Here is a 24633-nt window from a genome sequence, read left to right on the forward strand (position 1 = left end):
AAGTTAGCGAACGGCCGACGAGTGCGCGCGCCCGGGGTGCCAGTAGGGGCGGTCACCTGCGGCCGGACTCCCGGAGCACGCCGAGCAGCCCCCGCAGCCGCCGCGAGGCCACCAGTTCCTCCAGCGGCACCGGCCGGCCCTCCGCGTCGGCGATCGGCAGCCGCCAGTTCGGGTACTGGTCCCACGTGCCCGGCAGGTTCTGCGGGCGGCGGTCGCCGATGCCGTCCGGGAGCCAGACGCCGATCAGCCGGGCCGGGGTGCGCAGCAGGAAGCGGTGGACGGCACGGATCTCCTCCTCCTCGTCGGAACCGGGCGGTCCGGCCGCCGGGCTGTCCAGCAGACCGAGGCTGCCGAGCAGGGCGAGCCACTCGGCGGCGTCGGCGGCGGCCTCGGCGTGCTCCTCCGGCGCCGGGCGGGTGAGCAGGCCGAGGCGGTCGCGCAGGTCGACGTGGTCGCCGGTGAGCCGGGCGGCGGTGGGCGGCAGATCGTGGGTGGTGGCGGTGGCCAGGCAGTCGGCGCGCCAGCGGTCGGGCGGCAGCGGGCGGCCGTCGCCCTCCCAGTCGCGTTCGAACCAGAGCACGGAGGTGCCGAGCACCCCGCGCCGCTGCAGCGCCTCGCGTACGCCGGGCTCGACGGTGCCGAGGTCCTCGCCGATGACGACGGCCCCGGCGCGGGTGGCCTCCAGGGCGAGGATCGCGAGCATGGCGTCGGCGTCGTAGCGGACGTAGGTGCCCTCGGTGGGCGGGCTGCCCTGGGGGACCCACCAGAGCCGGAACAGGCCCATGACGTGGTCGATGCGCAGGGCGCCGGCGTAGCGGAAGAGGGCGCGCAGGAGGTCGCGGTAGGGGGCGTATCCGAGGGCGGCGAGCCGGTCGGGGCGCCAGGGCGGCAGGCCCCAGTCCTGGCCGCGTGCGTTGAAGGCGTCCGGTGGGGCGCCGACGGACATGCCGGCGGCGAACACGTCCTGCTGGGCCCAGGCGTCGGCGCCGGCGGGGTGCACGCCCACGGCGAGGTCGTGCACGATCCCGACGGACATGCCGGCCTCGCGGGCGGCGCGCTGGGCGGCCCGGAGCTGGCCGTCGGCGAGCCAGGCGAGGCGGGCGTGGAAGTCGACGCGGTCGGCGAGTTCGGTGCGGGCGCGGGCGGTGGCGGCCGAGCGGGGGTCGCGCAGGCCGGCCGGCCAGTGGTGCCAGTCGGGGCCGTGGAGTTCGGCGAGGGCGTACCAGGTGGCGTGGTCGTCGAGGGCCTGGCCGTGGGCGGCGCGGAAGGCGTCGTACGCGGCCTGCCGGCCGGGGCCCGGCGGGACCGCCAGGACCAGTTCCAGGGCCTCCCGCTTCAGTTCCCACACGGCGTCCCGGTCGATGAGGGCGCCCTTGTCGAGGACGGCGGCGCGCAGCCGTTCCGCCCGTCGCAGCAGCCCGTCGAGCCGTTCGCGGTCGGCGACGTAGGCGAACTCGGGGACGTCCTCGACGCGCAGGTGGACGGGGTCGGGGAAGCGGCGGGAGGAGGGGCGGTAGGGGGAGGGGTCGGTGGGGGAGCCGGGTACGGCCGCGTGCAGCGGGTTGACCTGGACGAACCCGGCGCCGGCGGTGCGTCCGGCCCAGCCGGCCAGCTCGGCGAGGTCGGCGAGGTCGCCCATGCCCCAGGAGCGGCGGGAGAGCAGGGAGTACAGCTGCACGAGGAGGCCGTGGGAGCGGCCGGGCGGGGCGGGCCGCCGGTCGGGGGCGACGACGAGACACGCCTCGCCGGTCCGCCCGTCGGGGGCGGCTGCGGTCAGCCGGTGGACGCCGGGGGGAAGATCCGCGAGCGTCCCCGCGGTCCCCCGGCCCGTCAGGTCGCCCGCCGGGTCGCCCGTCAGGTCGCCCGCCGGGTCCAGGTCCAGGTCCTCGCCGTCCTCCGTCCGCACGCGCAGTCGGGTGCCGGCGGGCAGGGCGGTGAGGTGGGCGGGCGGCTCGTCGCCGGCCCACTGGACCACCGTCGGCGGCAGCAGGCGTTCGCGCAGTTCGCGTTCCCGGGCGGTGAGGGCGGCGCGTACGGCGTCGGGGCCGGCCGCGTCGACGCCGAGGGCGGCGAGGGCGGCGGTCACGGCGGAGGCGGGGACCTGGACGGTACGGTCCGGGGCCGGGCGGTAGGAGGTGGCGACCCCGTGCAGTTCGGCGAGCCGGGCGAGGTCCGCGGGGTGCGTGCCGGGGGGCTCGTCGGGCGCCGCGGCCATCTACAGCCCCGGCGCGAAGGAGTCCGGGACGGGGTCGGACTCGCTGGTCAGCGGGGCGGCCTCGGCGAGCGGGGGTTCGCTGGTCAGCGGCTCGGCGTCGGGCAGCGGCGGCTCACTGGTCAGCGGCGCCTGCGCGCACGCGCTCTCCGCGCTGAAGACGCACAGCGGCGCCGCGCCGGTCTCGGCGGACGGATCCGCCACGGGTTTGAACTGGGCCGGGAGCGTGAGTCGAGCCGGTGCGGCCACGGAGGCCTCCTTGTGGGTGTGCCGGATGCTTCGGCTTTGGACGGGTTACGGCAGGCCTACCCAGTGAGCCCGGAGCCACGCACCCCCAGAACCTGTGCCGTGGTGATCCGGCGCCGGCCCGGTGGTCGATAGAGGGAGTGTGAGACTGTTCCGCCCCATGGGGGGCCAGCGGGAGACGGACGACGGGAGCGGCGGGTCCGCCGGGGACCCAGCCCTGTTGCGGGCCGTCGCGCAGGGCGACGCTACGGCGATGGCCGCCCTGTACGACCGGCACGCCGGGTGGCTGCACGCCCGGCTGACGCGGCGGTGCGCCGATCCGGAGCTGGTGCGGGAGGTGCTGCAGGACACGTTCGTCACGGTGTGGCGGTCGGCGGCCGGGCACCGCGGGCAGGAGGCCGGCGGCTGGCTGTGGACGATCGCCGCGCGCCGGCTGGTCGACGCGCGGCGGGCGCAGGAGCGGGCGGGGCGGGTCGCGGAACCGCTGCCGGGGCCCGAGGCGCCGGGGCGGTACGAGCCCGCCGCCGCGCCGTCCGCCGAGGACCGGGTGCTGGCGGCGCTGGAGTACGGCGATGTCGGCACCGCGCTCGGCCGGATCTCCCCCGAGCTGCGCGAGGTGCTGCGGGCGACGGTCGTCGACGGGCTGAGCACCCGTGAGGCGGCCCGGCTGCTCGGCATCCCGGAGGGCACGGTCAAGTCCCGGGCCCGCCGTGCCCGCGCGGAGCTGCGGGAAGCACTGGCCCAGTTGAACCCGTCCCCGCTGGGAGGCACGGCATGACGAACCGCGACAGGCGGCACTGGCACGCCGCCGACGACCTGGTCGCCCGCTATGCCGAGGGCGTCCTGCCGGAGCCGGACGCGTGGTCCCTGGAGAAACACGTGGAGGGCTGCGCGGGCTGTGCGGCCCGGGTGTCGGCCGCGGTACGCGGTACGGCGGCGGGCGCGGCACTCGCCCAGGTACGGGCGGCGGTGCTGGCGTCGGCTCCGGCGACCGCCACGGCTCCGGCGACCGCTACGGCTCCGGCGACTGCCGTATCGGAGGAGCCGTACGCCGGGCAGCCCCCGCTGTCCCGGTTCGCCCGGCTGCTGTGGGCCGCCGGGCCCGCCGTGCGCGGGGCGTGGCTGCCGGCCGTGCTGGGGGTGGCCGTGGCCGCGCTGGGCCTGGCGTACGGGGCCGGGTTCCCGGGCGCGCGGGCGCTGCTGCTGGCGGTCGCCCCCGTGGTGCCCGTCGCCGGCGTCGCCCTGTCGTACGGCCCGCACGCGGACCCGTTGCACGAGGTCGTCGCGGCCACGCCGGGCGGCGGGCTGCGGCTGGCGCTGACCCGTACGGTCGCCGTGCTCGCGGTGAGCCTGCCGCTGCTGACCCTCACCGGGCTGCTGCTGCCCGCCTCGGGCGCCCCGGCCGCGGCGGCCTGGCTGCTGCCCGGTCTCGCGCTGGCGCTGGCCTCGCTGGCCCTGGCCTCCTTCGTGGGCTGCCGGGCGGCGGCCGCGCTGACGGGCGGCGGCTGGCTGTGCGCGGTCCTGGCACCGGCGGCCGTGGCGCCGACCGGTGCGGCGACCACGCGGCTGGCCGAGCAGCTCTCCCGCTGCCTGGACGGGGCCGCCGCGCAGGGCGGGTGGGCGGCGGCAGCCGTGCTGAGCGCCGTCCTGCTGACCGCGCGCCGTCCGGCGTACCACCGCCCGCTGCGCCCGTAACCGCGCTCGCCCGGGGGCGCCGCTCCTCTTCTTCCCTTTCTTCCTTTTCTTCCTTCCTGACGCTTCCTGACGATTCCCGGGACCTCCTCCCTCGTGGTCCCGCGCCCTCTCCTGGAGAGACATGGATTCCATACGTGTGACCGGCCTGCGGGTCCGGCACCGCAAGACCCTCGCGCTCGACTCGCTCGACCTGACGCTCGGCACCGGTGTGCACGGGCTGCTCGGGCCGAACGGCGCCGGGAAGACCTCGCTGATCCGGGTGCTGGCCACGGTGGCGCGGCCCGACGCCGGCCGGGTGGAGCTGCTCGGCGAGGACACCGCCGGGCATCGCGGCCTGGCCGGCGTGCGGCGCCGGCTGGGCTATCTGCCGCAGGAGTTCGGCTACTACCCGGGGTTCACCGTGCGGGAGTTCGTGGCGTACGTGGCCTGGCTGAAGGAGATGCCGGCCGCGCGGGTGCCGCAGGCCGTGGAGCGGGCGGTGGCCCGGGTCGGACTCGCGGACCGGATCGACGCCAAGGTCCGGACGCTGTCCGGCGGCATGGTCCGCCGGGTCGGCATCGCGCAGGCCATCGTCAACGACCCCGCCGTGCTGCTGCTGGACGAGCCGACCGCCGGTCTCGACCCGGAGCAGCGGGTGGAGTTCCGCGAGCTGCTGCGCGAGCTGGGCGGCTCGGCGACCGTGGTGGTCTCCACGCACCTGGTGGAGGACGTGGCCGCCGCCTGCACGGAGGTCACGCTGCTGGACGCGGGCCGGATCGCGTACCGGGGCACGCCGGAGGCGCTCACCCTGCTCGGCGAGGCGTCGGACGGGCCGGGCGACCATCCGATCGAGCGCGGGTACACGGCGGCGCTGCGGGCGCACCGCGCGCACAGTGCGCGGGAGACGGTGCGATGACCCTCGTCACGGACCTGAAGGGGCCGAAGGCGCCCGCGCGTGCGCCGCACCCGCTGCGGGCCGAGGCGGTCCGGGGTTTCGCGCCCTGGGCCGGGGCCGGGGTGCTGCTGACGTCCGGCGCGATGCTGGCCGGCACGGCGGACCGCTGGCAGGGCGGGTGGGCGGAGACCGCCACCGAGGTGCACACCGCCCTGCTGATCACCCTTCCGCTGGCCGCGGCGGCGGGCTGCTGGCAGGGCGGCCGGGAGCGGCGGCGCCGTACGGAGGAGCTGTGGGGGACGACCGTACGGCCGCCGCTGGCCCGGCTGCTGGTCCCGGCCCTGCCCGTCGCGTTCTGGGTGGTCGTCGGCTATCTGGTCGCGGTGGCGCTGGCGCTGCTCGCCACCTGGCCCTACGCCCAGGGGGACCGGCCCCGTCTGTCGTTGCTGCTGGGGGACGCGGTCGCCATGGCGGCGGGCGCGCTGGCCGGGCATGTGCTGGGCCGGGTCGTGCCCACACGGCTGATGGCCCCGCTGCTGGCGATGGCCGGGTACCTGGGGCTCGGCGTCCTGCAGTCCGGCGGTCCGGCCTACGCCCGCCCGCTGTCCCCGGCCGTTCCGGTCGGTGTCGGTGAGCTGCCGGTGTGGTGGCAGCCGTGGGCGATGGCGGTGTGGACCGGCTCACTCGCCTGCGCCGCCGCGCTGGCGTACGCGGCCCGGCGCCGGGTGACGGCCCTGCTGCCGCTGGCCGCCGCGCTGGCCGCGGGCACACTGCTCGCGCAGACCGGGGACGGGCTGTGGCACTCCGACCCGCTCGCCCGCCGCCAGGTGTGCGACACCTCCACCACCCCGGCGGTGTGCGTCAACGCCCGGTACGCGGGCATGCTCCCGCAGGTCAGCGAGGCTTTGTCCGGGGTCACCGGCAAGCTGGAGGGCGTGCGGAACCTGCCGGCGCGGTGGGCGGACCACACGGGCACGCTGCGCGCCGGCGAGGCCCGGCTGCCGGGCATCACGCCGCTCGGCTGGACGGCCGTACGGGGGCGGCTGACCAGTCCGGTGGAGTTCGCGTGGGAGGCCGTGGGGGCGCTGCAACTGCGCGGCGACTGCGCCGAGGAGAAGGCGGGCGCCCGGGTGCTGCGGGCGGACGACGTCGTGGCGCGCTACCTCGCGCCGAGCCCCCAGCAGAAGTACTTCGACGACCTGGACGCCCGGGGCGACGCCTCCCACCGCGCCGAGCTGCGCGAGCGCCGCGCCGCCGAGGCCCGCTTCGCGGCGCTGGGCGACAGGGAGCGCCGCGCGTGGCTGTCGGCCTACTTCGCGGCCCGCGCCGGCTGCCGCCTGAAGGAGGTGCCGGCCCTGTGACCGGACTGCTTCTGTACGCCCGCTCCCGGGCCCTGCCCGCGACCCTGGCGGCGCTCGCCGGTACGGCCGTCTTCGCGGTGTGGGCGGCCGGCCGGCTGGACGCCTACCTCGATCCGGACCGCCGGGTGCCGATCGTCGCGCTGGCTCCGCTGCTGGCGTCGGCGGCGATCGGGACGAGCCTGTACAGCGCCTCGGACGAGCTGGACCGCACGGCCGTACGAGCGTGGTGGCCGCGCCGGCTGGTGCAGCTGGCGGGGCTGGCCGCGCTGGCGGCGTTGCTGGTGGTACCGGCCGTGCTCGGCCACACGGAGAACTTCGGCCCGCCCACGGTGATCCGCAACACGCTGGGCTGTACGGGCGCCACCGCGGCCTCGGCCGTACTCCTGGGCGCCCGCCTGAGCTGGCTCCCCACGTTCGCCTACGTGACCGCGGTGTACCTGGGCTCGGGAACCCCGCACGGCCGTGCGGCCACGGTGTGGGCGTGGCCGATGCAGCCGGGCGCGGAACCGGGGGCCTGGGCGGCGGCCCTGACGGCGTTCGTCCTGGGCACGACGTGGTACGCGGTACGGGGTGCCCGCCCGGAGGGGCCACGCGGCTGACCTCCGGGGGGCGGACCCCCTGCACAACACAACGGCCCGGATCGATCAGGCAGAGACGCCGTCGATCCGGGCCAAAGCATCGTCCGCGCCGTATGGCTGCAAGTACGGCAACCAGCGCGGGTCCCTGTGTCCCGTGCCGATGATCCGCCAGGCCAGCCCGGTGGGCGGAGCCGGTTTGTGGCGCAGCCGCCAGCCCAGCTCGACGAGATGGCGGTCGGCCTTCACGTGGTTGCAGCGGCGGCAGGAGGCCACCACGTTGTCCCAGACGTGCTTGCCCCCGCGACTGCGCGGGATGACGTGGTCGACGCTGGTTGCGACGCCACCGCAGTACATGCACCGGCCCCCGTCGCGCGCGAAGAGCGCTCGGCGGGTCAGAGGAACAGGCCCCCGATAGGGGACCCGGACGAATCGCTTGAGCCGGACCACGCTGGGTGCGGGGAGGGTGACGGTTGCGCTGTGCATATAGGCGCCGGACTCCTCCAGGGAGACTGCCTTGTTCTCCAGGACGAGGACGAGCGCGCGGCGGAGCGGTACGACGCCGAGCGGCTCGTACGACGCGTTGAGGACCAGGACGTGCGGCACGGGTGCCTCCTTGGGCGTCGGCGGCGCGTGGCTCGCGCCGGGACGATCTGCAGTCAGTCTCCCCTCATGCCTGGTGGAAGCGCCACCATGTCCCGGTAACGGGCTGGGAGTGTTTTCGACCACATCCGATTCATCCCCCGGATCATGGCCTGTTCAAGCCCGCGTGAGCCGTGTCTCTCCTTCGCGCCTCCTGTGCGGATCGGCACGAGGCACACACAATGCCCCGTTAGTGTGGTGGTCCTGTCCGTCCGGTGACCTTTTCGTGACCTTGACCGCCCGCCGGTGCGGACCGCGCAGCACCTGGGAGGTACCTGCCGTGACGTCCCTGCCCGCCGCCCTCCTGGCCGCCGGGGCATCGCCGTCCCCGTCACCGTCGCCCTCGGGGTCGACGAGCCCGGCCGTGCCGACGCTCCAGGACGCCCAGGACAGCGCGACCAACGCGGCGAGCTGGGTCGAGCAGAACTGGTCGACGTGGCTCGCGATGGGTCTGCAGATCCTGCTGATCGTGGTCGTGGCGGTGGCGCTCAGAGCGGTGGTGCGGCGGGCGATCACCAAGCTGATAGACCGGATGGGCCGCACCGCCGAGGCCGGGGAAAGCACCGCGCTGGGCGGGCTGCTGGTCAACGCCGAGCGGCGCCGGCAGCGATCGGCGGCGATCGGCTCGGTGCTGCGCTCGGTGGCGAGCTTCCTCATCCTCGGTACGGCCGCGCTGATGGTGCTGTCCACCTTCAAGATCAACCTGGCGCCGCTGCTGGCGTCGGCCGGTGTCGCCGGTGTGGCGATCGGTTTCGGCGCGCGGAACCTGGTCACGGACTTCCTGTCCGGCGTGTTCATGATCCTGGAGGACCAGTACGGCGTCGGTGACGTGGTCGACGCGGGCGTGGCCACCGGTGAGGTGATCGAGGTCGGGCTGCGGGTGACCAAGCTGCGCGGCGACAACGGGGAGATCTGGTACGTCCGCAACGGCGAGGTCAAGCGGATCGGCAACCTGTCGCAGGGCTGGGCGACGGCCGGCGTCGACGTGACGGTGAAGGCGGGCGAGGACCTGGACCGGGTCAAGGCCACGCTGGACGAGGTCGCCGAGAAGATGAGCAAGGAAGAGCCCTGGAACGAGCTGCTGTGGAGCCCGATCGAGGTGCTCGGCCTGGACTCGGTGCTGATCGACTCCATGGTGGTCCGGGTCTCGGCCAGGACGATGCCCGGCAAGTCGGTCACGGTGGAGCGGGAGCTGCGCTGGCGGATCAAGCGGGCGTTCGACGCGGCGAGCATCCGCATCGTGGGCGGCGAGACGGCGGTCCTGGACCAGGAGACGGTCCCGGATCCGACGGCCACGGTCGCGGCGCCGTCGGTGTACTCCAACGCGGACTCCCCGCAGGCGACGGCGACGGCACCGATCGTCGCCCAGCGGCCTGAGTCGCCGATGAAGTAGCGGAACGGTTCAGCACACACGTTCGGGTGAACGGGGCGGGGCATCCGGCGCCAAGCGCGCGCTGATGCCCCATTGTTCTGCCGGGGCGCCCAATGCGGGCTTAGCCTGGCACCAGCGTGACGAGGAGAACCAGGGATGAGCGCCGAACCCATCACGGAGCCGGTCATGACGCAGCAGGACCCCATCGATCTGTTGAGCGCGATCGAGAAGGCGTCCGTGGCGCCGATTCGACCCGAGTACGTCGAGGGGATGGCCATCGTGCCGCCGACGCCGAATGACAACCACAATCACGGCGCCTTCGAGCTGAGCTTCCAGTTCAGGGCTGCCGGGTTCCAGCTCGTAGGCATGGGCAACGGCTACCGAGTCGCCCACAAGGACGGCAGGACCATGGCTCTGGTCATTCCGGACTTCTATCTCCGCCGCCGGAGGCCTACGGAACTCGACGAGTCGTACTACAAAGCCCACAAGGGCTGGTACCCCATCGACATGGTCGCCTTGGTCGGCGAGGTCACCTCCACCAACCTCGAAATCGACACCGGGCCGAAGCTCCGCACCTACGCCGCCGCAGGGGTTCCCGTCTACGTTCTGATCAACCGTAGGGCGAACACGGCTCACTGCTACACGACACCGACTCTCCCCGGCAACGACCCCACCAAGGCGTACTACGACACCGAGGAGAAGGTCGACCTCGGCGAACCCCTCCCCCTCCCGGCCCCCTACCCCACCCTCGACACCGCCCCCTTCGTCACCGGCTGAGCGGACCGCAGGCCAGCTGGTAGGCCTCGCGGAGCCACGCCTCCCCGCCCGGGTCGGTGCCGCAGGCCAGGGAGTCGCCCCGGGGGGTGTCGAGCCAGGTGGTGACGCTGCCGTAGTGCGTGCCGTCCGGGCAGGTCACGGCGAAGCTCGCCGCCACCACCTTCACGGCCTCGGCGGTGGCGAAGCGGCCGGCTCCGTGGAAGTCGATCCGGTCGGGGTGCCGGGGATGGTGGGCCGTGCTCTCGCCCGGTGCCATCAGGTCGCCCGTGTCGTAGCCCAGGCGCCGCGCCAGCGAGGCCATCACCCGCCGCTGGGGCACCTCCACGCCGTTCGCCTGGATCGAGGCGACGACCGTGCGCACGGGGACGTTCCGGAAGGTGGTCCATCCGTCGTCCTTGCCGAGCGTCACCACCGGGGAGACACCGGTCAGCTCAGTCTCCTGCCGCACGCCCGCCCAGCGGAGGGTGCCGAAGCCGCAGGACGGCGACGCCGAGGGCGCCGCCCGGACCGTCGCCGCCGGCTGTGCCGTACACGCCACCGAACCCAGCAGCAACGCACCCAGCACCACGGCCGCGTGGCGTCTTCCCACTTCGTCTCCCCTGTCTCGCAGGCTGCGAATGTAAGCCCTGTGACCAGCGAAGACCACCTCCGTGACGCACTCGTGACGCACCCTCGGATGCAGATCGTCTTCACAGGAACCCCGCGTTCCGTCCGCACCTGTTGATCCTCTAGGGTCGCCTCCACAGCGGACCCTTGCTCTGGAGCGCGACGTCGCCCGGGGGTCCGCCTCGAATGTGGGGAAACATGCGCAAGCTCGCCATAGGCGCCGCCCTGTCCGGTGCCCTGGCCCTGGCCGGCCTCGCCGCGCCCGCCGCGTCGGCGGCCGGTACGCCGGACCTGACGTTCTCCGGCGTGACCGTGAACAAGGGCAAGCCGGTCGTGGTCGGCGCCGCCAAGGCCGTGACCGTTCCCGTGTCGTACACCCTGACCCGGCCGAAGGACCTGGTCATCGACCAGAAGAACACCCTGCAGGCGGTGATTCTGTACCGCGGCACCCTGAGGTCGCTCGACAACGAGCTGGGCCCGGAGAAGGCCCCCGTCTGCACGACCACCGCCACGACGGACACGACCGTCACCGAGAGCTGCACCGAGACGCTCACGGCCGCTCCGGACGAGTCGCTGTACGAGGCCGCCGACGCCACCACCTGGAAGGCCGCGGGCGTCTACGCGCACAGCGACGGCAGCGCCTCGGACGACTACCTGCACAGCGAGAACGACGTCACCATGTGGGGCAACCTCGCCTCGGTGAAGGTGAAGCGCGCCGCCCAGCTGACCGCGGACGCGGCCCCGGAGCCCGTGGCGAAGGGCGGGACGCTCACCGTCAAGGGCAAGCTGACCCGCGCGGACTGGTCGGCCGGGCGCAACACCGGCTACCGGGACCAGAAGGTCGTCCTGCAGTTCAAGGCGGACGGCGGCGCGTACGCGAACGTCAAGGCGATCACCTCCGGCACCGGGGGCGCCCTGTCCACCACGGTGAAGGCCACCAAGAGCGGCACCTACCGCTTCGTCTTCGCCGGTACGGCCTCCACGGCGGCCAGGACCTCCGCCGGTGACCACGTGACCGTGAAGTAGCACCCCCTACCGCGACGCCCCCGAGGTAACGAGTCTGTTGCCTCGGGGGCGTTGTCTATTGACGCCCCCTTCGTCCTGGGCATACGTTCCTCCCACCCGAATAGGAAACTTTCCTAACAGTGATCTCCCGGCCGTCGGTGATCAAGACTGGACGGCGCGGCCAGGTCGCTGAGAAGCTGAGTGGCTGGAAGGGCAGGTGTCGACCCCATGGCAGGAACCGCCGGTACGCCGGGCACCCCGCGCGTGCTGCGCGCCATGAACGACCGCGCCGCCCTGGACCTGCTGCTGGAGCACGGGCCGCTGTCGCGCACCCGGATCGGCAAGCTCACCGGCCTGTCCAAGCCCACCGCCTCCCAGCTGCTGGCCCGCCTGGAGGCGGCCGGACTGGTCCGGGTCACCGGCACCAGCGAGGGCCGGCCGGGCCCCAGCGCCCAGCTGTACGCCGTCGATCCCGGTGCCGCGTACGCCGCCGGGCTCGATGTCACCCCGCACCGCATCCGGGCCGCGGTCGCCGACATCACCGGCCGCACGGTCGGCGAGTACGAGCTGCCCACCCCCGGCCGGCGCCCCGCGCAGCCCGTCGTCCGGCAGGTCACCGACGCCCTCGACGGCGCCGTCAAGGCCGCCGGGCTCGCCCGGTCCGACGTGCACCGGCTGGTCATCGGCACCCCCGGCGCCTTCGACCCCAACACCGGGCGGCTGCGCTACGCCTCCCACCTGCCCGGCTGGCACTCCCCCGCGCTGCTCGACGATCTCGCGGCGGCGCTCCCGATGCCGGTCGAGTACGAGAACGACGTCAACCTCGCCGCCATCGCCGAACAGCGGCTCGGCGCGGCCCGCGGCCACGCGGACTTCGTGCTGCTGTGGAACCAGGAGGGCCTCGGCGCCGCCCTGGTCCTCGGCGGCCGGCTGCACCGCGGCTGGACCGGCGGCGCCGGCGAGGTCGGCTTCCTGCCGGTGCCGGGCACCCCGCTGGTCCGCCAGGTCACCAAGGCCAACAGCGGCGGCTACCAGGAGCTGGCCGGCTCCCAGGCCATACCCGGGCTGGCCCGGGAACTCGGCGTCCCGGACGTGCCGTCGGGGCCGCACCACGAGGCCGCCGCCGCACTCGTGGCCCGCGCCGCCGACCGTACCGGCGGCCCGCACCGGGAGCTGCTCCGGACGTACGCCACCCGGCTGGCCACCGGTCTCGCCTCGCTCGTCTCCGTCCTCGACCCGGAACTCGTCGTCCTCAGCGGCTCCGTCCTGACGGCCGGCGGCGAGGTGCTGCGCGCCCTCGTCCAGGCCGAGCTGGAGGAGCTGGCCGCGGCCCGGCCCCGGCTGGTCGTCGGTGACGTCCGCGAGAACCCCGTGCTGCGCGGCGCGCTGGAGTCCGCGCTCGCCGCCACCCGCGACGAGGTCTTCGACACCTCGCGCTGAGCGCCCCTTCTTTTCCCGACCCCGTCCCCCTGGGAGACCTCGCCATGCCCACAGCCATACCCGGAGTCGCCCGAAAAGCGGCTTTTGCCGTGACTGCCTCCCTCGCCCTCCTCACCACCGCCTGTACCGGCCAGTCCGCCTCGGGTGCCACGGACGACCCCTCGAAGGACACCACGATCAACTTCTGGCACGCCTGGAGCGCGCCGAACGAGGTGAAGGCGGTCAAGTCGCTGGTCGCCGGCTTCGAGCGGGATCACCCCAACATCCACGTGAACATCGTCGGCAACATGACCGACGACAAGATCAACCAGGCGCTGCGGGCCGGCGGCGACAAGGCCCCGGACGTGATCTCGTCGTTCACCACCAACAATGTGGGCAGGTTCTGTTCCTCGGGCGCGCTGGTCGATCTGAACCCGTTCTTCGAGAAGTCCGGGATCGACCCGGAGAAGACGTTCCCGAAGCCGATGAACGAGTACACCGAGTTCGACGGTGACCGCTGCACGGTTCCGCTGCTCGGCGACGCGTACGGGCTGTACTACAACAAGACGGCGTTCAGGAAGGCGGGCATCGCCGGCCCTCCGAAGACCTGGTCCGAATTCCGGTCGGACGCAAAGAAACTGACCATCCCTCAGGGCGACGGCTACCGGCAGCTCGGATTCATGCCGAACTACCACGGCTGGGAGTCCACGACCGAGCACTACTTCGGGCAGTTCTCGCCGACGTACTTCGACAAGGACGGCAAGTCGAAGCTCGCCGAGGACCCGGCTTTCGAGAAGGGCTTCACGCTCCAGAAGAAGCTCGTCGATGAACTCGGCGGATTCGCACGGCTGGAGAAGTTCCGCGCGACCCTGGGTGACGAGTGGGGTCCCAAGCACCCCTTCCACACCGGCCAGGTCGCCATGCAGCTCGACGGCGAATGGCGGCTCGGCATGGCCGAGGAGGCGAAGCCCGGCTTCGAGATCGGGGTGGCCCCGCTGCCCGTCCCGGACGACCAGGCCGAGCAGTACGGCAAGGGCTACATCACCGGCACCATCGCGGGTATCGCCGCCACCAGCCACAAGCAGAACGCGGCCTGGGAGCTGGTGAAGTACATGACCACGGACACGGACGCGGTGGTCGGCTTCGCCAACGAGATCCACAACGTGCCCTCCACGCTGGCCGCGCTGAAATCCCCGAAGCTGAAGTACGACCCGCGGTTCAAGACCTTCCTGGACATCGCCGCGAACCCGCACTCCACCACCTCGCCCGCCTCGGTCAACGGCGGTGTGTACCTGGTGACGATCCAGCAGTTCGGCTACGACTACGAGAGCGGAAAGGCCACCGATCTCAAGGCCGGGCTGAAGAAGACGGCCGCGCAGATCGACACGGACATCGCGCAGGCACAGGGATGAGCACCGTCACCCTCGCGTCGAAACGCCGGCGCTCGGCCCTGCGCACCCTCGCCTTCATGTCGCCGTGGCTCATCGGCTTCGCGGTCTTCTTCGCCTACCCGCTGCTCTCCACGGTCTATTTCTCCTTCATGCACTACGACGGCTTCCGGCCGCCGGAATGGAGCGGCGGGAAGAACTGGGCGTACGTCTTCGAGCACTACCCGCTGTTCTGGCCGGCCCTGCGCAACACCCTGTGGCTGGTCGTGGTGATGGTGTCGCTGCGGGTCGTCTTCGGACTCGGCGTCGGGCTGCTCATCACCAGGATCAAGACGGGTACGGGTGTCTTCCGCACCCTGTTCTATCTGCCGTACCTCGCCCCGCCGGTCGCGGCGACCATGGCCTTCGCGTTCCTCCTCAACCCCGGCACCGGCCCGGTGAACTCGATCCTGGAGAAGGCCGGGCTGCCGGCGCCGGGCTGGTTCAACGACCCCGCCTGGTCCAAGCCGGCGCTGACCCTGCTGGCCCTGTGGGGCGTCGGCGACCTCATGGTCATCTTCATGGCCGCGCTGCTCGACGTGCCGACGGAGCAGTACGAGGCGGCGGAGCTGGACGGCGCCTCGGCCTGGCAGCGGTTCCGGTACGTGACCCTGCCGAACATCTCCCCCATCGTGATGTTCGCGGTCGTCACCGGCGTGATCCAGACCATGCAGTACTACACCCAGCCGCTGATCGCCGGGAAGGTCGCCTCCGGGGTGATCCAGGGCGCGGGCACCCAGTTCGAGCCCGGCTACCCGGACAGGTCCACGCTCACCCTCCCCCAGCTCGTCTACAACCTCGGCTTCCAACGCTTCGACTACGGCTCGGCCTGCGTGGTGGCGCTGGTGCTGTTCGCCCTGTCGATGGCGTTCACCGCGCTGCTGATGCGGCGCCGGGGCGGCCTGATCCAGGCAGGTGACTGACGTATGAACCGCCGTAAGACGCGTCTGGAATGGGTGGCGGTCCACTCCCTGGGGGTGGCAGCCGCGCTGTTCTTCACGCTCCCCTTCGTGTTCGTGTTCCTGACCTCGCTGATGAGCGACACCCAGGCACTGAGCCGGGACCTGGTCCCGCACACCTGGGAGTGGGGCAACTACCGGAAGGTCTTCGACACGCCCGGCTTCCTCACCTGGTGGCGGAACACGCTGATCTACGCCGGCCTGGGCACCGTCCTGACCGTGGTGTCGTCGGTCCCGGTGGCGTACGCGCTCGCCAAGTTCCGCTTCCGGGGCCGCAGTCTCTCGCTCATGCTGGTGATCTCGATGATGATGCTGCCCCCGCAGGTGGTCGTCATCCCGATGTACCTGTTCTGGGCCAAGCAGCTGGACCTGTCCGGCACCCTGTGGCCGCTGATCGTCCCGATGGCGTTCGGCGACGCGTTCTCCGTCTTCCTGCTGCGCCAGTTCCTGACGACGATCCCGAACGAGTACCTGGACGCGGCGAAGGTCGACGGCTGCGGGGACCTCAGGACCCTGCTGCGGGTCGTCCTGCCGATGGCGAAGCCGGGCATCGCGGCCGTGGCCCTCTTCCAGTTCTTCTACGCCTGGAACGACTACTTCGGCCCGCAGATCTACGCGTCCGAGAACCCCGGCGCCTGGACCCTCTCCTACGGCCTGGAGTCCTTCAAGGGCGCCCACCACACCGACTGGAACCTGACCATGGCCGCGACCGTGCTGGTCATGGCCCCCGTGATCCTCGTGTTCTTCTTCGCCCAGAAGGCGTTCGTGGAGGGCGTCACCCTCACCGGAGTAAAGGGTTGAACTGGCTATGAAACTCACCGTGGTCGGCGGCGGCTCGACCTACACCCCCGAACTCATCGACGGCTTCGCCCGCCTCAGGGACACCCTGCCCATCGAGGAACTGGTCCTGGTCGACCCGGCCGCGGACCGCCTGGAGCTGGTCGGCGGCCTGGCCCGGCGGATCTTCGCCAAGCAGGGCCACGGCGGCCGGATCGTCACCACGCCCGACCTGGACGCGGGCGTGGACGGCGCCGACGCCGTGCTGCTCCAGCTGCGCGTCGGCGGCCAGGCGGCCCGGCAGCAGGACGAGACCTGGCCGCTGGAGTGCGGCTGCATCGGCCAGGAGACCACCGGCGCCGGCGGCCTGGCGAAGGCCCTGCGCACGGTCCCGGTGGTGCTGGACATCGCCGAGCGGGTCCGCCGTGCCAACCCCCGCGCCTGGATCATCGACTTCACCAACCCCGTCGGCATCGTCACCCGCGCCCTGCTCCAGGCCGGGCACCGGGCGGTCGGCCTGTGCAACGTGGCGATCGGCTTCCAGCGGAAGTTCGCGGCCCTGCTGGGCACGGCCCCGGCGGATGTGCATCTGGCCCATGTGGGCCTGAACCACCTCACCTGGGAGACAGGTGTGCGCCTGGGCGGCCCGGAAGGCGAGAACGTCCTCCCCAAGCTGCTCGCCGAACACGGCGGGGCGATCGCCGACGACGTCCGCCTCCCCCGCCCCCTGCTGGACCGCCTCGGCGTCGTCCCCTCCTACTACCTGCGCTACTACTACGCGCACGACGAGGTCGTACGGGAACTGCGCACCAAGCCCTCGCGGGCGGCCGAAGTGGCGGCGATGGAGCGCGAGCTGCTGACCATGTACGGCGACCCGTCCCTGGACGAGAAGCCGGCGCTGCTCGCCAAGCGGGGCGGTGCCTTCTACTCGGAGGCGGCGGTGGACTTGGCGGCGGCGCTCCTGGGCGGCGAAGGCAGTCCGTACCAGGTGGTGAACACGCTCAACAGGGGCACGCTGCCCTTCCTGCCCGACGACGCCGTGATCGAGGTGCAGGCGGCGGTCGGCCCGGCGGGCCCGGTCCCGCTGCCGGTCCCGGAGCTCGACCCTCTCTTCGCGGGCCTGATCGCGAACGTGACGGCGTACGAGGACCTGGCGCTGGAGGCGGCCCTGCGCGGCGGCCGGGACCGCGTGCTGCGCGCACTGCTGGCGCACCCCCTGATCGGCCAGTACGCGTACGCCGAGACCCTCACCGACCAGCTGATCGCACACAACCGGGAGCACCTGGCGTGGGCCTGACCGCACCTGACCCCCTGACGGTCCTCGCCATCGACGCGGGCAACAGCAAGACCGACGTGGCCGTGGTCACCGCCGCCGGCGAGGTCCTGGCCACGGCCCGCGGCGGCGGCTTCCGCCCGCCCGCGGTGGGCGTACCGGCGGCGCTGGAGGCGCTGGCGGAACCGGTCGGGCGCGCCCTCGCGGACGCGGGCGTCCCGTCCGTCTCCCATGTCTCGGCCTGCCTGGCCAACGCCGATCTCCCGGTGGAGGAGGAGCGGCTGGCGACCGCGCTGCACGCGCGCGCGTGGGGCACGTCGGTGGAGGTCCGCAACGACACCTTCGCGATCCTGCGTGCGGGCGTCGCCGAGCCCCGGGGCGTGGCGGTCGTCTGCGGCGCCGGCATCAACTGCGTGGGCATGCGCCCCGACGGCCTCACCGCCCGCTTCCCGGCCCTGGGCCGCATCTCCGGTGACTGGGGCGGCGGCTGGGGCCTGGCGGAGGAGGCCCTGTGGTACGCGGCCCGCGCGGAGGACGGCCGCGGCGAGCCGACCGCCCTCGCCCGCGCCCTCCCCGCGCACTTCGGCCTGCCGTCCATGTACGCCCTCATCGAGGCCCTGCACCTGGAGCACGTCGAGCACGACCGCCGGCACGAGCTGACCCCGGTCCTCTTCGCCACGGCAGCGGACGGCGACCCGGTGGCCCGGGCGCTCGTCACCCGGCTCGCGGAGGAGGTCACGGTGATGGCCACGGTCGCCCTGACCCGCCTGGACCTCCTGGCGGAGGAGACACCGGTCCTCCTCGGCGGCAGCGTCCTCACCGCCGGCCACCCCCAGCTGAACGACGCCGTCCACGCCCTGCTGGCCAGCCGCGCCCCCAAGGCCGTCGTCCGCGTGGTCACGGCGAGCCCGGTCCTGGGCGCGGCCCTGCTGGGCCTGGACCGGCTGGCGGCGGGGGCGGGGGCGCAGGAGCGGGCGCGGAAGCACTGGGAGGCCGGAACGGCCTGACCGTCTCCGTGGAACCGATCCCCCGTCACCAGCGTGTTCTTTCACAGGGGGTGGTGCGTCCGCCGGCACGCGCCCCTGGGCACGCTGCGATCCGATCAAGATCCAGTGAAGGCCGGTGCGCAATGTCAGTGCGGGCGGTGATACTGGGCGGCGAACGGATGACCATGGGGGAGGTCGAGTGACACACCCGCCGAAGAGCAGCGCGGCGCCGCCGGCGGCGCCTGCCGTGGCCCCCTCCCCCGTGCCGCCGGCCCGCCGGACCGCTTTTGCCGAGGGTGTCGAGCGGCTGCGGGCCGCCGCGACGACCGAGCCGGGGCGGCTGCGGATCATCGGTGCCGTGCTGGCGCTGCTGGTCGTCGCGTTCGGGGCGGTCACCGCCTGGCAGACCAGCGCGCGCTCGGCCGCCGCCGACGACGTGCTGCACCACAGCCAGCCGCTCAGCTCCGGCGCGGCCGGCATCTACCGGTCGCTGGCCGACGCCAACACCGCCGCGTCCAGCGGGTTCCTGGCGGGCGGCCAGGAGAACGCGAACTCCCGGGACCGGTACGAGAAGGACATCCGGACCGCTGCCGCCGGTCTCGTCACCGCCGCCGCCAACGCCGAGCCCGGCTCGGCCTCCGAGGCGACCATCGCCAGGCTGAACCGGCTGCTGCCCGAGTACAAGGGCCTGATCGAGCGGGCCCGGACGTACAACCGGCAGGGCTATCCGGTGGGCGGCGCCTATCTGCGGTACGCGAACGAGAAGATGCAGAAGGACATGCTCCCGGCGGCGGAGGACCTCTACACGACGGAGAACCGCCGCCTGGACGCCGACTACGGGGACGCGACGCCGTACCCGTGGGTGGCGATCGCGCTCGGCGTGCTCGCCCTGGCCGGGCTCGGCTGGGCCCAGCAGCGCATGTACCGGCGCACCAACCGCGTCCTCAACCACGGCCTGGTCGCCGCCACCGCCGCGACCACCGTCGGCCTGCTGTGGCTGGTGGTGGGCCACGCCGTCGCCCGGTCCGGGCTCGACGGCTCGTACGAGCACGGCGTCCGGTCGCTCAACGTGCTGCACGACGCCCGGATCGCCTCCCTGAAGGCGCGCGGCAACGAGAACCTGAGCCTGGTGGCGCGCGGCGCGGAGACCGTCACGGTCGACGGCAAGCCGTACGACGCCTACTACTACGACTTCGACAAGGACATCGCCGTGCTCGGCAAGGGGCTGGCCGAGGCGGCGGACCTCGCCGACGACCAGGGGGGCACCGCCCCGGTCGAGGCTGCCGAAGGCAACATGGCGGTGTGGAAGCAGCGCCACGCCTCGGCCCGCGCCGAGGACGAGAACGGCAACTACCAGCAGGCGCTGGACAAGGTGATCGGCGCGAAGGGCGCGACCGGCGAGTGCTTCGACAGCGTCGACCGCAATCTCGCCCGGGCCATCGCCCATGAGCAGGCCGAGTTCAGGCAGTCGGCCGGGGACGGGCGGGACGCCCTGGCCGGGCTGCCGGTCGGCGTGGCCGTCCTCGCGGTACTGGGCGCGGCCGGCGCCGTCGCCGGCATAGGCCGCAGGCTTTCGGAGTACCGGTGACAGGGGGCAAGGCGATGGACGTGAGCCGTGCACGGGCCTCCCTGCGGGGCTGGGGCGGGGTCGCCACGATGGCGGTGCTGTGCGCGCTGGCGCTGGCGTTCGTCCTGCTGCTGCCGCGCACCACCCAGCAGCAGGAGCCGGACCGGGGCGGCCGGCGGGTCGCCACCGGCACCCAGGCCGCCGCCGACGGCTGCGACGACGGCGATGTGCACCAGCGGACGCTCGCCCCGTCCGGCGCCGACGGACCGACGATCGACGCCATCAAGGCCCGCACGGGCGCCAAGCGCAAGCTGGTCGTCGGCGTCGACCAGAACAGCTACCGCTGGGGCTACCGCAATCCGAACACCGAGGGCGCGGAGCTGGAGGGCTTCGACATCGACCTCGTGCACCGGATCGCGGAGGACATCCTCGGCGACCCGGACGCGGTGCAGTTCAAGGCGATCCCGACCAGCCAGCGCATCCCGGCGATCCAGAACGGGCGGGTCGACATGGTCGTACGGACCATGACGATCACCTGTGACCGGCTCCAGCAGGTCGCCTTCTCCGCGCCCTACTTCAAGACCGGCCAGCAGGTCCTCGCCCCCAAGTCGTCGACGATCACCGGCTACGACGGCTCGCTGGCGCACAAGAAGGTGTGCACGGCGGCCGGTTCGACCGCGTACGCCAAGCTGGACGCCGACCGGAAGACCGGCCGGCTGCCCGCCTCCACCGACATCGCCGCCACCGTCCCGAACCAGCTCGACTGCCTGGTCCGGCTGCAGCTCGGCGAGGCGGACGCGGTGGTGACCGACGGCGCCCTCGCCGCGAGCCAGGCCGCCCAGGACCCGACCGTCGAACTGAAGGGCGAGGCGTTCACGACCGAGTACTACGGCGTGGCGATGAAGAAGGGCGCCACCGATCTGGTACGCCGGGTCAATCGTGTTCTGGTGGACTATCGCGCACACGGCTGGCAGACGTCGTACGACACCTGGCTGTCGGCCACACTGGGGAAGGACCCGTCGGCGTCGAAGCCGCCCGCGCCGCAGTACCTGAGCAGCAGTTGAGCCACACCCGACCGGAACAGACAGCAAGCGAGAGGTGATCGATGGGCGTCACGGACCCCGCCGGGCCGGTGATGGACCGGGACGAGGTGGACCGTGCGCTGGCGCGGCTCGGCCAGGAGCACGAGGCGATCGAGACCTCGCTGCTGGCCCTGCAGGACCACGCGGGCCGCAGACTCCTCGAAGGTGCCGAGCTGACCGGCGTCACCAAGGAACGCTGGCAGGCCACGGAGGAGCGGATCACCCTGCTGTGGGGGTACTTCGACGCCTACACGGCCGCGCTGCGCGGCGCCCGCGAGATCCGCGCCCGACGCCGCTGGTCCAGCCGCGAGGACCTGGCGGAGCTGACCGGGCTGCTGCGCGGCGAGTCCGTGACCGTCCCCGGCGGCGGGAACGGCAGGCTGAGCGAGACGTTCTCGCTGTCCGCCCTGGTCGACCGGATGAACGAGCTGTACGCGACGAGCCTGGACATGATCGTCGCCGCCGACGCGGTCTGGTCGGCGCTGCCCGCGCGGATCGATTTACTCGCCGCGGAACTCCAGCGCACCCGGGGCCTCGCGCACTCCGTCGGGGTGCGCCCCGGCGAGCACCCGGCCGGCGACGACCTGGAGCGCATCACGCGCACGCTGACCAGGCTGCGCGAGGACGTCGTCACCGACCCGCTCGCCTTCTGGGTGCCCACCGAGGGCAGCTCGGCGCCCGGCGGCGGTCGCCCGGACACGACGGTGTACGACCGTGAGGCGCGCGCCCTGGAGGACGTACGGCGGGAGATCGACGCCGTGCTGACGGTCCGCCAGGACGCGGAGGCGCGGCTGATCCGGCTGCGGGACGTCCTCTCGCGCGCGGACCGCACCCTCGCCGAGGCCCGTACCGCGCGCGGCGAGGTGCTGGCGAAGATCGCCGCCACCGAGGTGCCGGTGGTGAGCGGGCCGCCGACCGTGCTGCAGGAGCAGCTCACGACCGCCGCCGAGTACCGCAGGCAGGCCCAGTGGCACCGGCTCTCCCCGCTGCTCGAGTCCCTGGAGCAGAAGGCGGAGGACGAACTGCTGCGCGCCCGCGAGTCGTTGACCGCGGTCACCGCGCCCCTCGCGGTCCGCGCCGAGCTGCGCGGCCGGCTCGACGCCTACAAGGCGAAGGTCGCCCGGCACGGCCTCGCCGAGGACCCGCTGCTCGTCGAGCGGTACGACGCGGCCCGCCGCATGCTGTGGAGCGCGCCCTGCGACCTGCGCGTGGCCGAGCAGGCCGTGCTGCGCTACCAGCAGGCCGCGGCCGAGGCGCTCGGCGGCGCGAGCGCGCCGGAGGACCGTAAGGGGGATCAGTCATGAGTCAGCCGGGGCAGACCTGCCAGCGGCCGGGCTGCGGGGGCTCGTACGAGGACGTCGGCGGCGGCGAGCTGTACTGCGACACGTGCGGTCTCGCGCCGGTGGTGTCCGCGACCGGCATGGTGGGCTCGCCGCCCACCGGGGTCACCAAGGGCTCGGCCGACAGCGGCAGTTCCCGTAGCTCCCGTACGTCCTCGCAGTCGTCGAAGTCGCGGCGCTCGGTCTCCGGGCGGCTCTCCCGGTCGCTGTCGGGGAAGTCCTCGGGCCGCTCGGTGTCGGTGCGCAGCTCGGGTTCCTCGTCCGGCGCCTCCTCCCGCGGGCGCCTCGGTGCGGGGCTGGTCGCCGTGCCGCAGGTGCCGCGGCCCGACCCGCGCGCGATGGTGCTGGAGAACCCGGAGGTGCCCGAGCGCAAGCGGTTCTGCTCGCGGTCGGACTGCGGGGCGCCGGTGGGCCGGGCCCGGGGCGACCGTCCGGGCCGCACGGAAGGTTTCTGCACCAAGTGCGGGCACCCGTACTCCTTCGTGCCCAAGCTGCGCGCCGGGGACATCGTGCACGGCCAGTACGAGGTCGCGGGCTGCCTCGCGCACGGCGGCCTGGGCTGGATCTACCTCGCCGTGGACCGGGCCGTCTCCGACCGCTGGGTGGTGCTCAAGGGCCTGCTGGACACCGGCGACCAGGACGCGATGGCCGCCGCGATCTCCGAGCGGCGCTTCCTCGCGGAGATCGAGCACGCCAACATCGTGCGGATCTACAACTTCGTGGAGCACCTGGACCAGCGCACCGGCTCCCTCGACGGCTACATCGTCATGGAGTACGTCGGCGGCAAGTCCCTGAAGGAGATCGCCAACGCCCGCCGGGCACCCGACGGCCGCCGCGACCCGCTGCCGGTGGAGCAGGCGTGCGCATACGGCATCGAGGCCCTGGAGGCGCTCGGCCATCTGCACAGCCGCAACCTGCTGTACTGCGACTTCAAGGTCGACAACGCCATCCAGACCGAGGACCAGCTCAAGCTGATCGACATGGGCGCGGTGCGCCGCATGGACGACGACGAGTCGGCGATCTACGGCACGGTCGGCTACCAGGCACCGGAGGTCGCCGACGTCGGCCCGTCGGTGGCCAGCGACCTCTACACGGTGGGCCGCACCCTCGCGGTGCTCACCTTCGACTTCCAGGGCTACACGACGGTCTACGCCGACTCCCTGCCCGACCCCGACACCATCGACGTCTTCCGCCGCTACGAGTCCTTCTACCGGCTCCTGGTCCGGGCCACCGACCCCGACCCGGCCCGCAGGTTCGGCTCCGCGCAGGAGATGGCCGAGCAGCTGACGGGCGTGCTGCGGGAGGTCGTCTCGCTGCAGACCGGGCAGGCGCGGCCCGCGCTGTCGACACTGTTCGGGCCCGAGGTGAAGGTCACCGACACCGAGCTGTTCCCCCGGCTGGACGGACACGTGTCGCGGCTGGGGGCGCGGGAGGCGACCGGCCGGAAGCGGCCCGCGTCCGGCCCGGCGGGCCCGGCTCCCGTGCCGCACACCCTGGTCGAGCCCGTCGACACCGGGTCCGCCGCGCTCGCCCTGCCGGTCCCGCTGGTCGACCCGAACGACCCGGGCGCCGGTTTCCTGGCGGGCCTGCTGGCCTCCGCGCCGGCCGAGCTGATGAGCGCGCTCGCCGCGGCGCCCACGCAGACCGTGGAGACCCGGCTCAGGCAGATCCGCGCCCGCCTGGAGAACGGTGACCACCAGGCCGCGCTGATGAGCCTGGCCAAGCTGGACGAGGAACGGCCCGAGGACTGGCGGGTGGTCTGGTACCGGGGCGTGACGGCCCTGGTCACCGGCGACTTCGAGGGCGCCGCGCTCGCCTTCGACGCGATCTACGACGCGTTCCCCGGCGAGGCCGCGCCCAAGCTGGCGCTCGGGCTGTGCGCGGAGGTGCTGGGCCAGCTGGACAACGCGGCCGAGTACTACCGCCTGGTGTGGACGACCGACCCGAGCTTCGTGAGCGCCGCGTTCGGTCTGGCCCGGGTGCGGCTCGCGGCCGGGGACCGGACCGGCGCCGTGCGTACGCTGGAGTCGGTGCCGGAGTCATCCATCCACTACACGGCCGCCCGGGTCGCCGCCGTCCGGGCGCGGCTCAGACAGCGCACGGCGAGCGCCGGTGACGTACCGTTCCTGAACGACCTGACGGCCGCCGCCGGGCAGGTCGAGGCACTCCAGGCGTACGGTCTGGACCCGGCGCGGCGCGAGCGGTTGTCCGCGGAAGTGCTCGGCTGCGCGCTGGACTGGATACTCTCCGGTGGTGAGGGCACCGGCCCCGCCGCCGGAGGCCGGGTGCTGCTGGGCAGCGGACTGGACGAGCGGGGTCTGCGCTTCGGCCTGGAGCGCGCCTATCGCACGCTGGCCAGGCTGGCGCCCGGCGGCGAGGAGAGGATCGAGCTGGTGGAACGGGCCAACCGTTACCGCCCCCGGACGTGGGTGTAGTCG

Annotated in this window: 22 protein-coding genes; 18 read left to right on the forward strand and 4 right to left on the reverse strand. The window is 73.2% G+C overall.

Going from position 1 to position 24633, the window contains the following annotated elements:
• Positions 1 to 52 precede the first annotated feature (52 nt).
• Together malQ and ABZ937_RS16410 are read right to left on the reverse strand one after the other, a co-directional pair.
• A complete protein-coding gene (gene malQ / locus ABZ937_RS16405) occupies positions 53 to 2215 on the reverse strand; it encodes a 4-alpha-glucanotransferase (protein WP_361692015.1) in 2163 nt (720 codons plus the stop codon).
• A complete protein-coding gene (locus ABZ937_RS16410) occupies positions 2216 to 2461 on the reverse strand; it encodes a hypothetical protein (protein ID WP_361692018.1) in 246 nt (81 codons plus the stop codon).
• 157 nt (positions 2462 to 2618) lie between these two features.
• Here ABZ937_RS16410 and ABZ937_RS16415 point away from each other — a divergent pair, with 157 nt between their 5' ends.
• The 5 genes from ABZ937_RS16415 to ABZ937_RS16435 all read left to right on the forward strand — a co-directional run bounded on the left by ABZ937_RS16415 (position 2619) and on the right by ABZ937_RS16435 (position 6987).
• Complete coding sequence (locus ABZ937_RS16415; RefSeq protein ID WP_361692021.1) at positions 2619 to 3236, forward strand: RNA polymerase sigma factor; 618 nt, start codon at positions 2619 to 2621, stop codon at positions 3234 to 3236.
• Positions 3233 to 4153: a zf-HC2 domain-containing protein gene (locus tag ABZ937_RS16420; protein WP_361692024.1), complete on the forward strand. Its 921-nt coding sequence runs from the start codon at positions 3233 to 3235 to the stop codon at positions 4151 to 4153. Before ABZ937_RS16415 ends, ABZ937_RS16420 begins: the two co-directional genes overlap by 4 nt.
• Before the next feature lie 121 nt (positions 4154 to 4274).
• Positions 4275 to 5048 carry an ABC transporter ATP-binding protein gene (locus tag ABZ937_RS16425; RefSeq protein ID WP_361692027.1) on the forward strand — a complete coding sequence of 258 codons (774 nt, stop codon included), beginning with the start codon at positions 4275 to 4277 and terminating at the stop codon, positions 5046 to 5048.
• Complete coding sequence (locus tag ABZ937_RS16430) at positions 5045 to 6388, forward strand: hypothetical protein (protein WP_361692030.1); 1344 nt, start codon at positions 5045 to 5047, stop codon at positions 6386 to 6388. The genes ABZ937_RS16425 and ABZ937_RS16430 overlap by 4 nt, the downstream gene beginning before the upstream one ends.
• Positions 6385 to 6987, forward strand: coding sequence for a hypothetical protein (locus tag ABZ937_RS16435; RefSeq protein WP_361692033.1), 603 nt, complete (start codon positions 6385 to 6387; stop codon positions 6985 to 6987). The genes ABZ937_RS16430 and ABZ937_RS16435 overlap by 4 nt, the downstream gene beginning before the upstream one ends.
• Positions 6988 to 7032: 45 nt before the next feature.
• Here the strand turns inward: ABZ937_RS16435 and ABZ937_RS16440 are convergent, their stop codons facing one another.
• A complete protein-coding gene (locus tag ABZ937_RS16440) occupies positions 7033 to 7569 on the reverse strand; it encodes an HNH endonuclease (RefSeq protein WP_030608086.1) in 537 nt (178 codons plus the stop codon).
• A 316-nt stretch (positions 7570 to 7885) separates the two neighbouring features.
• Between ABZ937_RS16440 and ABZ937_RS16445 the strand changes: the two genes are divergently transcribed.
• Complete coding sequence (locus ABZ937_RS16445) at positions 7886 to 8998, forward strand: mechanosensitive ion channel family protein (protein WP_361692036.1); 1113 nt, start codon at positions 7886 to 7888, stop codon at positions 8996 to 8998.
• Positions 8999 to 9133: 135 nt separating this feature from the next.
• Positions 9134 to 9754 (forward strand): Uma2 family endonuclease, encoded by a 621-nt coding sequence (locus ABZ937_RS16450; RefSeq protein WP_361692039.1) that lies wholly within the window; start codon positions 9134 to 9136, stop codon positions 9752 to 9754.
• Here ABZ937_RS16450 and ABZ937_RS16455 read toward each other — a convergent pair.
• Positions 9744 to 10343 carry a hypothetical protein gene (locus tag ABZ937_RS16455; protein WP_361692042.1) on the reverse strand — a complete coding sequence of 200 codons (600 nt, stop codon included), beginning with the start codon at positions 10341 to 10343 and terminating at the stop codon, positions 9744 to 9746. The genes ABZ937_RS16450 and ABZ937_RS16455 overlap by 11 nt on opposite strands.
• Positions 10344 to 10558: 215 nt before the next feature.
• Between ABZ937_RS16455 and ABZ937_RS16460 the strand changes: the two genes are divergently transcribed.
• From ABZ937_RS16460 to ABZ937_RS16510, 11 genes are all read left to right on the forward strand, one after another.
• On the forward strand, positions 10559 to 11386 hold the full coding sequence (locus ABZ937_RS16460) for a hypothetical protein (protein ID WP_361692045.1): 828 nt from the start codon (positions 10559 to 10561) through the stop codon (positions 11384 to 11386).
• 207 nt (positions 11387 to 11593) lie between these two features.
• Entirely contained in the window at positions 11594 to 12805 is a 1212-nt protein-coding gene (locus tag ABZ937_RS16465; RefSeq protein ID WP_361692048.1) for an ROK family transcriptional regulator, read from the forward strand.
• A 44-nt stretch (positions 12806 to 12849) separates the two neighbouring features.
• A complete protein-coding gene (locus ABZ937_RS16470) occupies positions 12850 to 14196 on the forward strand; it encodes an ABC transporter substrate-binding protein (RefSeq protein WP_361692051.1) in 1347 nt (448 codons plus the stop codon).
• The gene (locus ABZ937_RS16475; protein ID WP_361692054.1) at positions 14193 to 15134 is read left to right on the forward strand and encodes a sugar ABC transporter permease; all 942 of its coding nucleotides are present in this window, start codon (positions 14193 to 14195) and stop codon (positions 15132 to 15134) included. The genes ABZ937_RS16470 and ABZ937_RS16475 overlap by 4 nt, the downstream gene beginning before the upstream one ends.
• A gap of 3 nt (positions 15135 to 15137) precedes the next feature.
• Positions 15138 to 15971: a carbohydrate ABC transporter permease gene (locus ABZ937_RS16480; RefSeq protein ID WP_361692057.1), complete on the forward strand. Its 834-nt coding sequence runs from the start codon at positions 15138 to 15140 to the stop codon at positions 15969 to 15971.
• Positions 15972 to 15978: 7 nt separating this feature from the next.
• On the forward strand, positions 15979 to 17244 hold the full coding sequence (locus tag ABZ937_RS16485) for a 6-phospho-beta-glucosidase (protein WP_361692060.1): 1266 nt from the start codon (positions 15979 to 15981) through the stop codon (positions 17242 to 17244).
• Entirely contained in the window at positions 17235 to 18227 is a 993-nt protein-coding gene (locus ABZ937_RS16490) for a BadF/BadG/BcrA/BcrD ATPase family protein (protein WP_361692063.1), read from the forward strand. The genes ABZ937_RS16485 and ABZ937_RS16490 overlap by 10 nt, the downstream gene beginning before the upstream one ends.
• Positions 18228 to 18468: 241 nt before the next feature.
• Positions 18469 to 19794: a hypothetical protein gene (locus tag ABZ937_RS16495; RefSeq protein WP_361692319.1), complete on the forward strand. Its 1326-nt coding sequence runs from the start codon at positions 18469 to 18471 to the stop codon at positions 19792 to 19794.
• A 14-nt stretch (positions 19795 to 19808) separates the two neighbouring features.
• On the forward strand, positions 19809 to 20837 hold the full coding sequence (locus tag ABZ937_RS16500; RefSeq protein WP_361692066.1) for a glutamate ABC transporter substrate-binding protein: 1029 nt from the start codon (positions 19809 to 19811) through the stop codon (positions 20835 to 20837).
• Positions 20838 to 20878: 41 nt separating this feature from the next.
• Positions 20879 to 22159 (forward strand): hypothetical protein, encoded by a 1281-nt coding sequence (locus ABZ937_RS16505; protein ID WP_361692069.1) that lies wholly within the window; start codon positions 20879 to 20881, stop codon positions 22157 to 22159.
• Positions 22156 to 24630 (forward strand): tetratricopeptide repeat protein, encoded by a 2475-nt coding sequence (locus ABZ937_RS16510; protein WP_361692072.1) that lies wholly within the window; start codon positions 22156 to 22158, stop codon positions 24628 to 24630. The genes ABZ937_RS16505 and ABZ937_RS16510 overlap by 4 nt, the downstream gene beginning before the upstream one ends.
• Positions 24631 to 24633: the final 3 nt, after the last annotated feature.

Origin of the sequence: Streptomyces sp. NPDC046727, from assembly GCF_040645635.1 — a bacterium.
GTDB lineage: Bacteria > Actinomycetota > Actinomycetes > Streptomycetales > Streptomycetaceae > Streptomyces.

What these genes read in the sequence shown, in the direction of transcription:
- ABZ937_RS16470 (WP_361692051.1), top strand. Translation starts at nt 12,850, where the DNA reads ATGCCCACAGCCATACCCGGAGTCGCCCGAAAAGCGGCTTTTGCCGTG.
- ABZ937_RS16450 (WP_361692039.1), top strand. Translation starts at nt 9,134, where the DNA reads ATGAGCGCCGAACCCATCACGGAGCCGGTCATGACGCAGCAGGACCCC.
- ABZ937_RS16420 (WP_361692024.1), top strand. Translation starts at nt 3,233, where the DNA reads ATGACGAACCGCGACAGGCGGCACTGGCACGCCGCCGACGACCTGGTC.
- ABZ937_RS16485 (WP_361692060.1), top strand. Translation starts at nt 15,979, where the DNA reads ATGAAACTCACCGTGGTCGGCGGCGGCTCGACCTACACCCCCGAACTC.
- ABZ937_RS16510 (WP_361692072.1), top strand. Translation starts at nt 22,156, where the DNA reads ATGAGTCAGCCGGGGCAGACCTGCCAGCGGCCGGGCTGCGGGGGCTCG.
- ABZ937_RS16505 (WP_361692069.1), top strand. Translation starts at nt 20,879, where the DNA reads ATGGGCGTCACGGACCCCGCCGGGCCGGTGATGGACCGGGACGAGGTG.
- ABZ937_RS16465 (WP_361692048.1), top strand. Translation starts at nt 11,594, where the DNA reads ATGGCAGGAACCGCCGGTACGCCGGGCACCCCGCGCGTGCTGCGCGCC.
- malQ (WP_361692015.1), bottom strand. Translation starts at nt 2,215, where the DNA reads ATGGCCGCGGCGCCCGACGAGCCCCCCGGCACGCACCCCGCGGACCTC.
- ABZ937_RS16425 (WP_361692027.1), top strand. Translation starts at nt 4,275, where the DNA reads ATGGATTCCATACGTGTGACCGGCCTGCGGGTCCGGCACCGCAAGACC.
- ABZ937_RS16430 (WP_361692030.1), top strand. Translation starts at nt 5,045, where the DNA reads ATGACCCTCGTCACGGACCTGAAGGGGCCGAAGGCGCCCGCGCGTGCG.
- ABZ937_RS16480 (WP_361692057.1), top strand. Translation starts at nt 15,138, where the DNA reads ATGAACCGCCGTAAGACGCGTCTGGAATGGGTGGCGGTCCACTCCCTG.
- ABZ937_RS16475 (WP_361692054.1), top strand. Translation starts at nt 14,193, where the DNA reads ATGAGCACCGTCACCCTCGCGTCGAAACGCCGGCGCTCGGCCCTGCGC.
- ABZ937_RS16500 (WP_361692066.1), top strand. Translation starts at nt 19,809, where the DNA reads ATGGACGTGAGCCGTGCACGGGCCTCCCTGCGGGGCTGGGGCGGGGTC.
- ABZ937_RS16415 (WP_361692021.1), top strand. Translation starts at nt 2,619, where the DNA reads ATGGGGGGCCAGCGGGAGACGGACGACGGGAGCGGCGGGTCCGCCGGG.
- ABZ937_RS16460 (WP_361692045.1), top strand. Translation starts at nt 10,559, where the DNA reads ATGCGCAAGCTCGCCATAGGCGCCGCCCTGTCCGGTGCCCTGGCCCTG.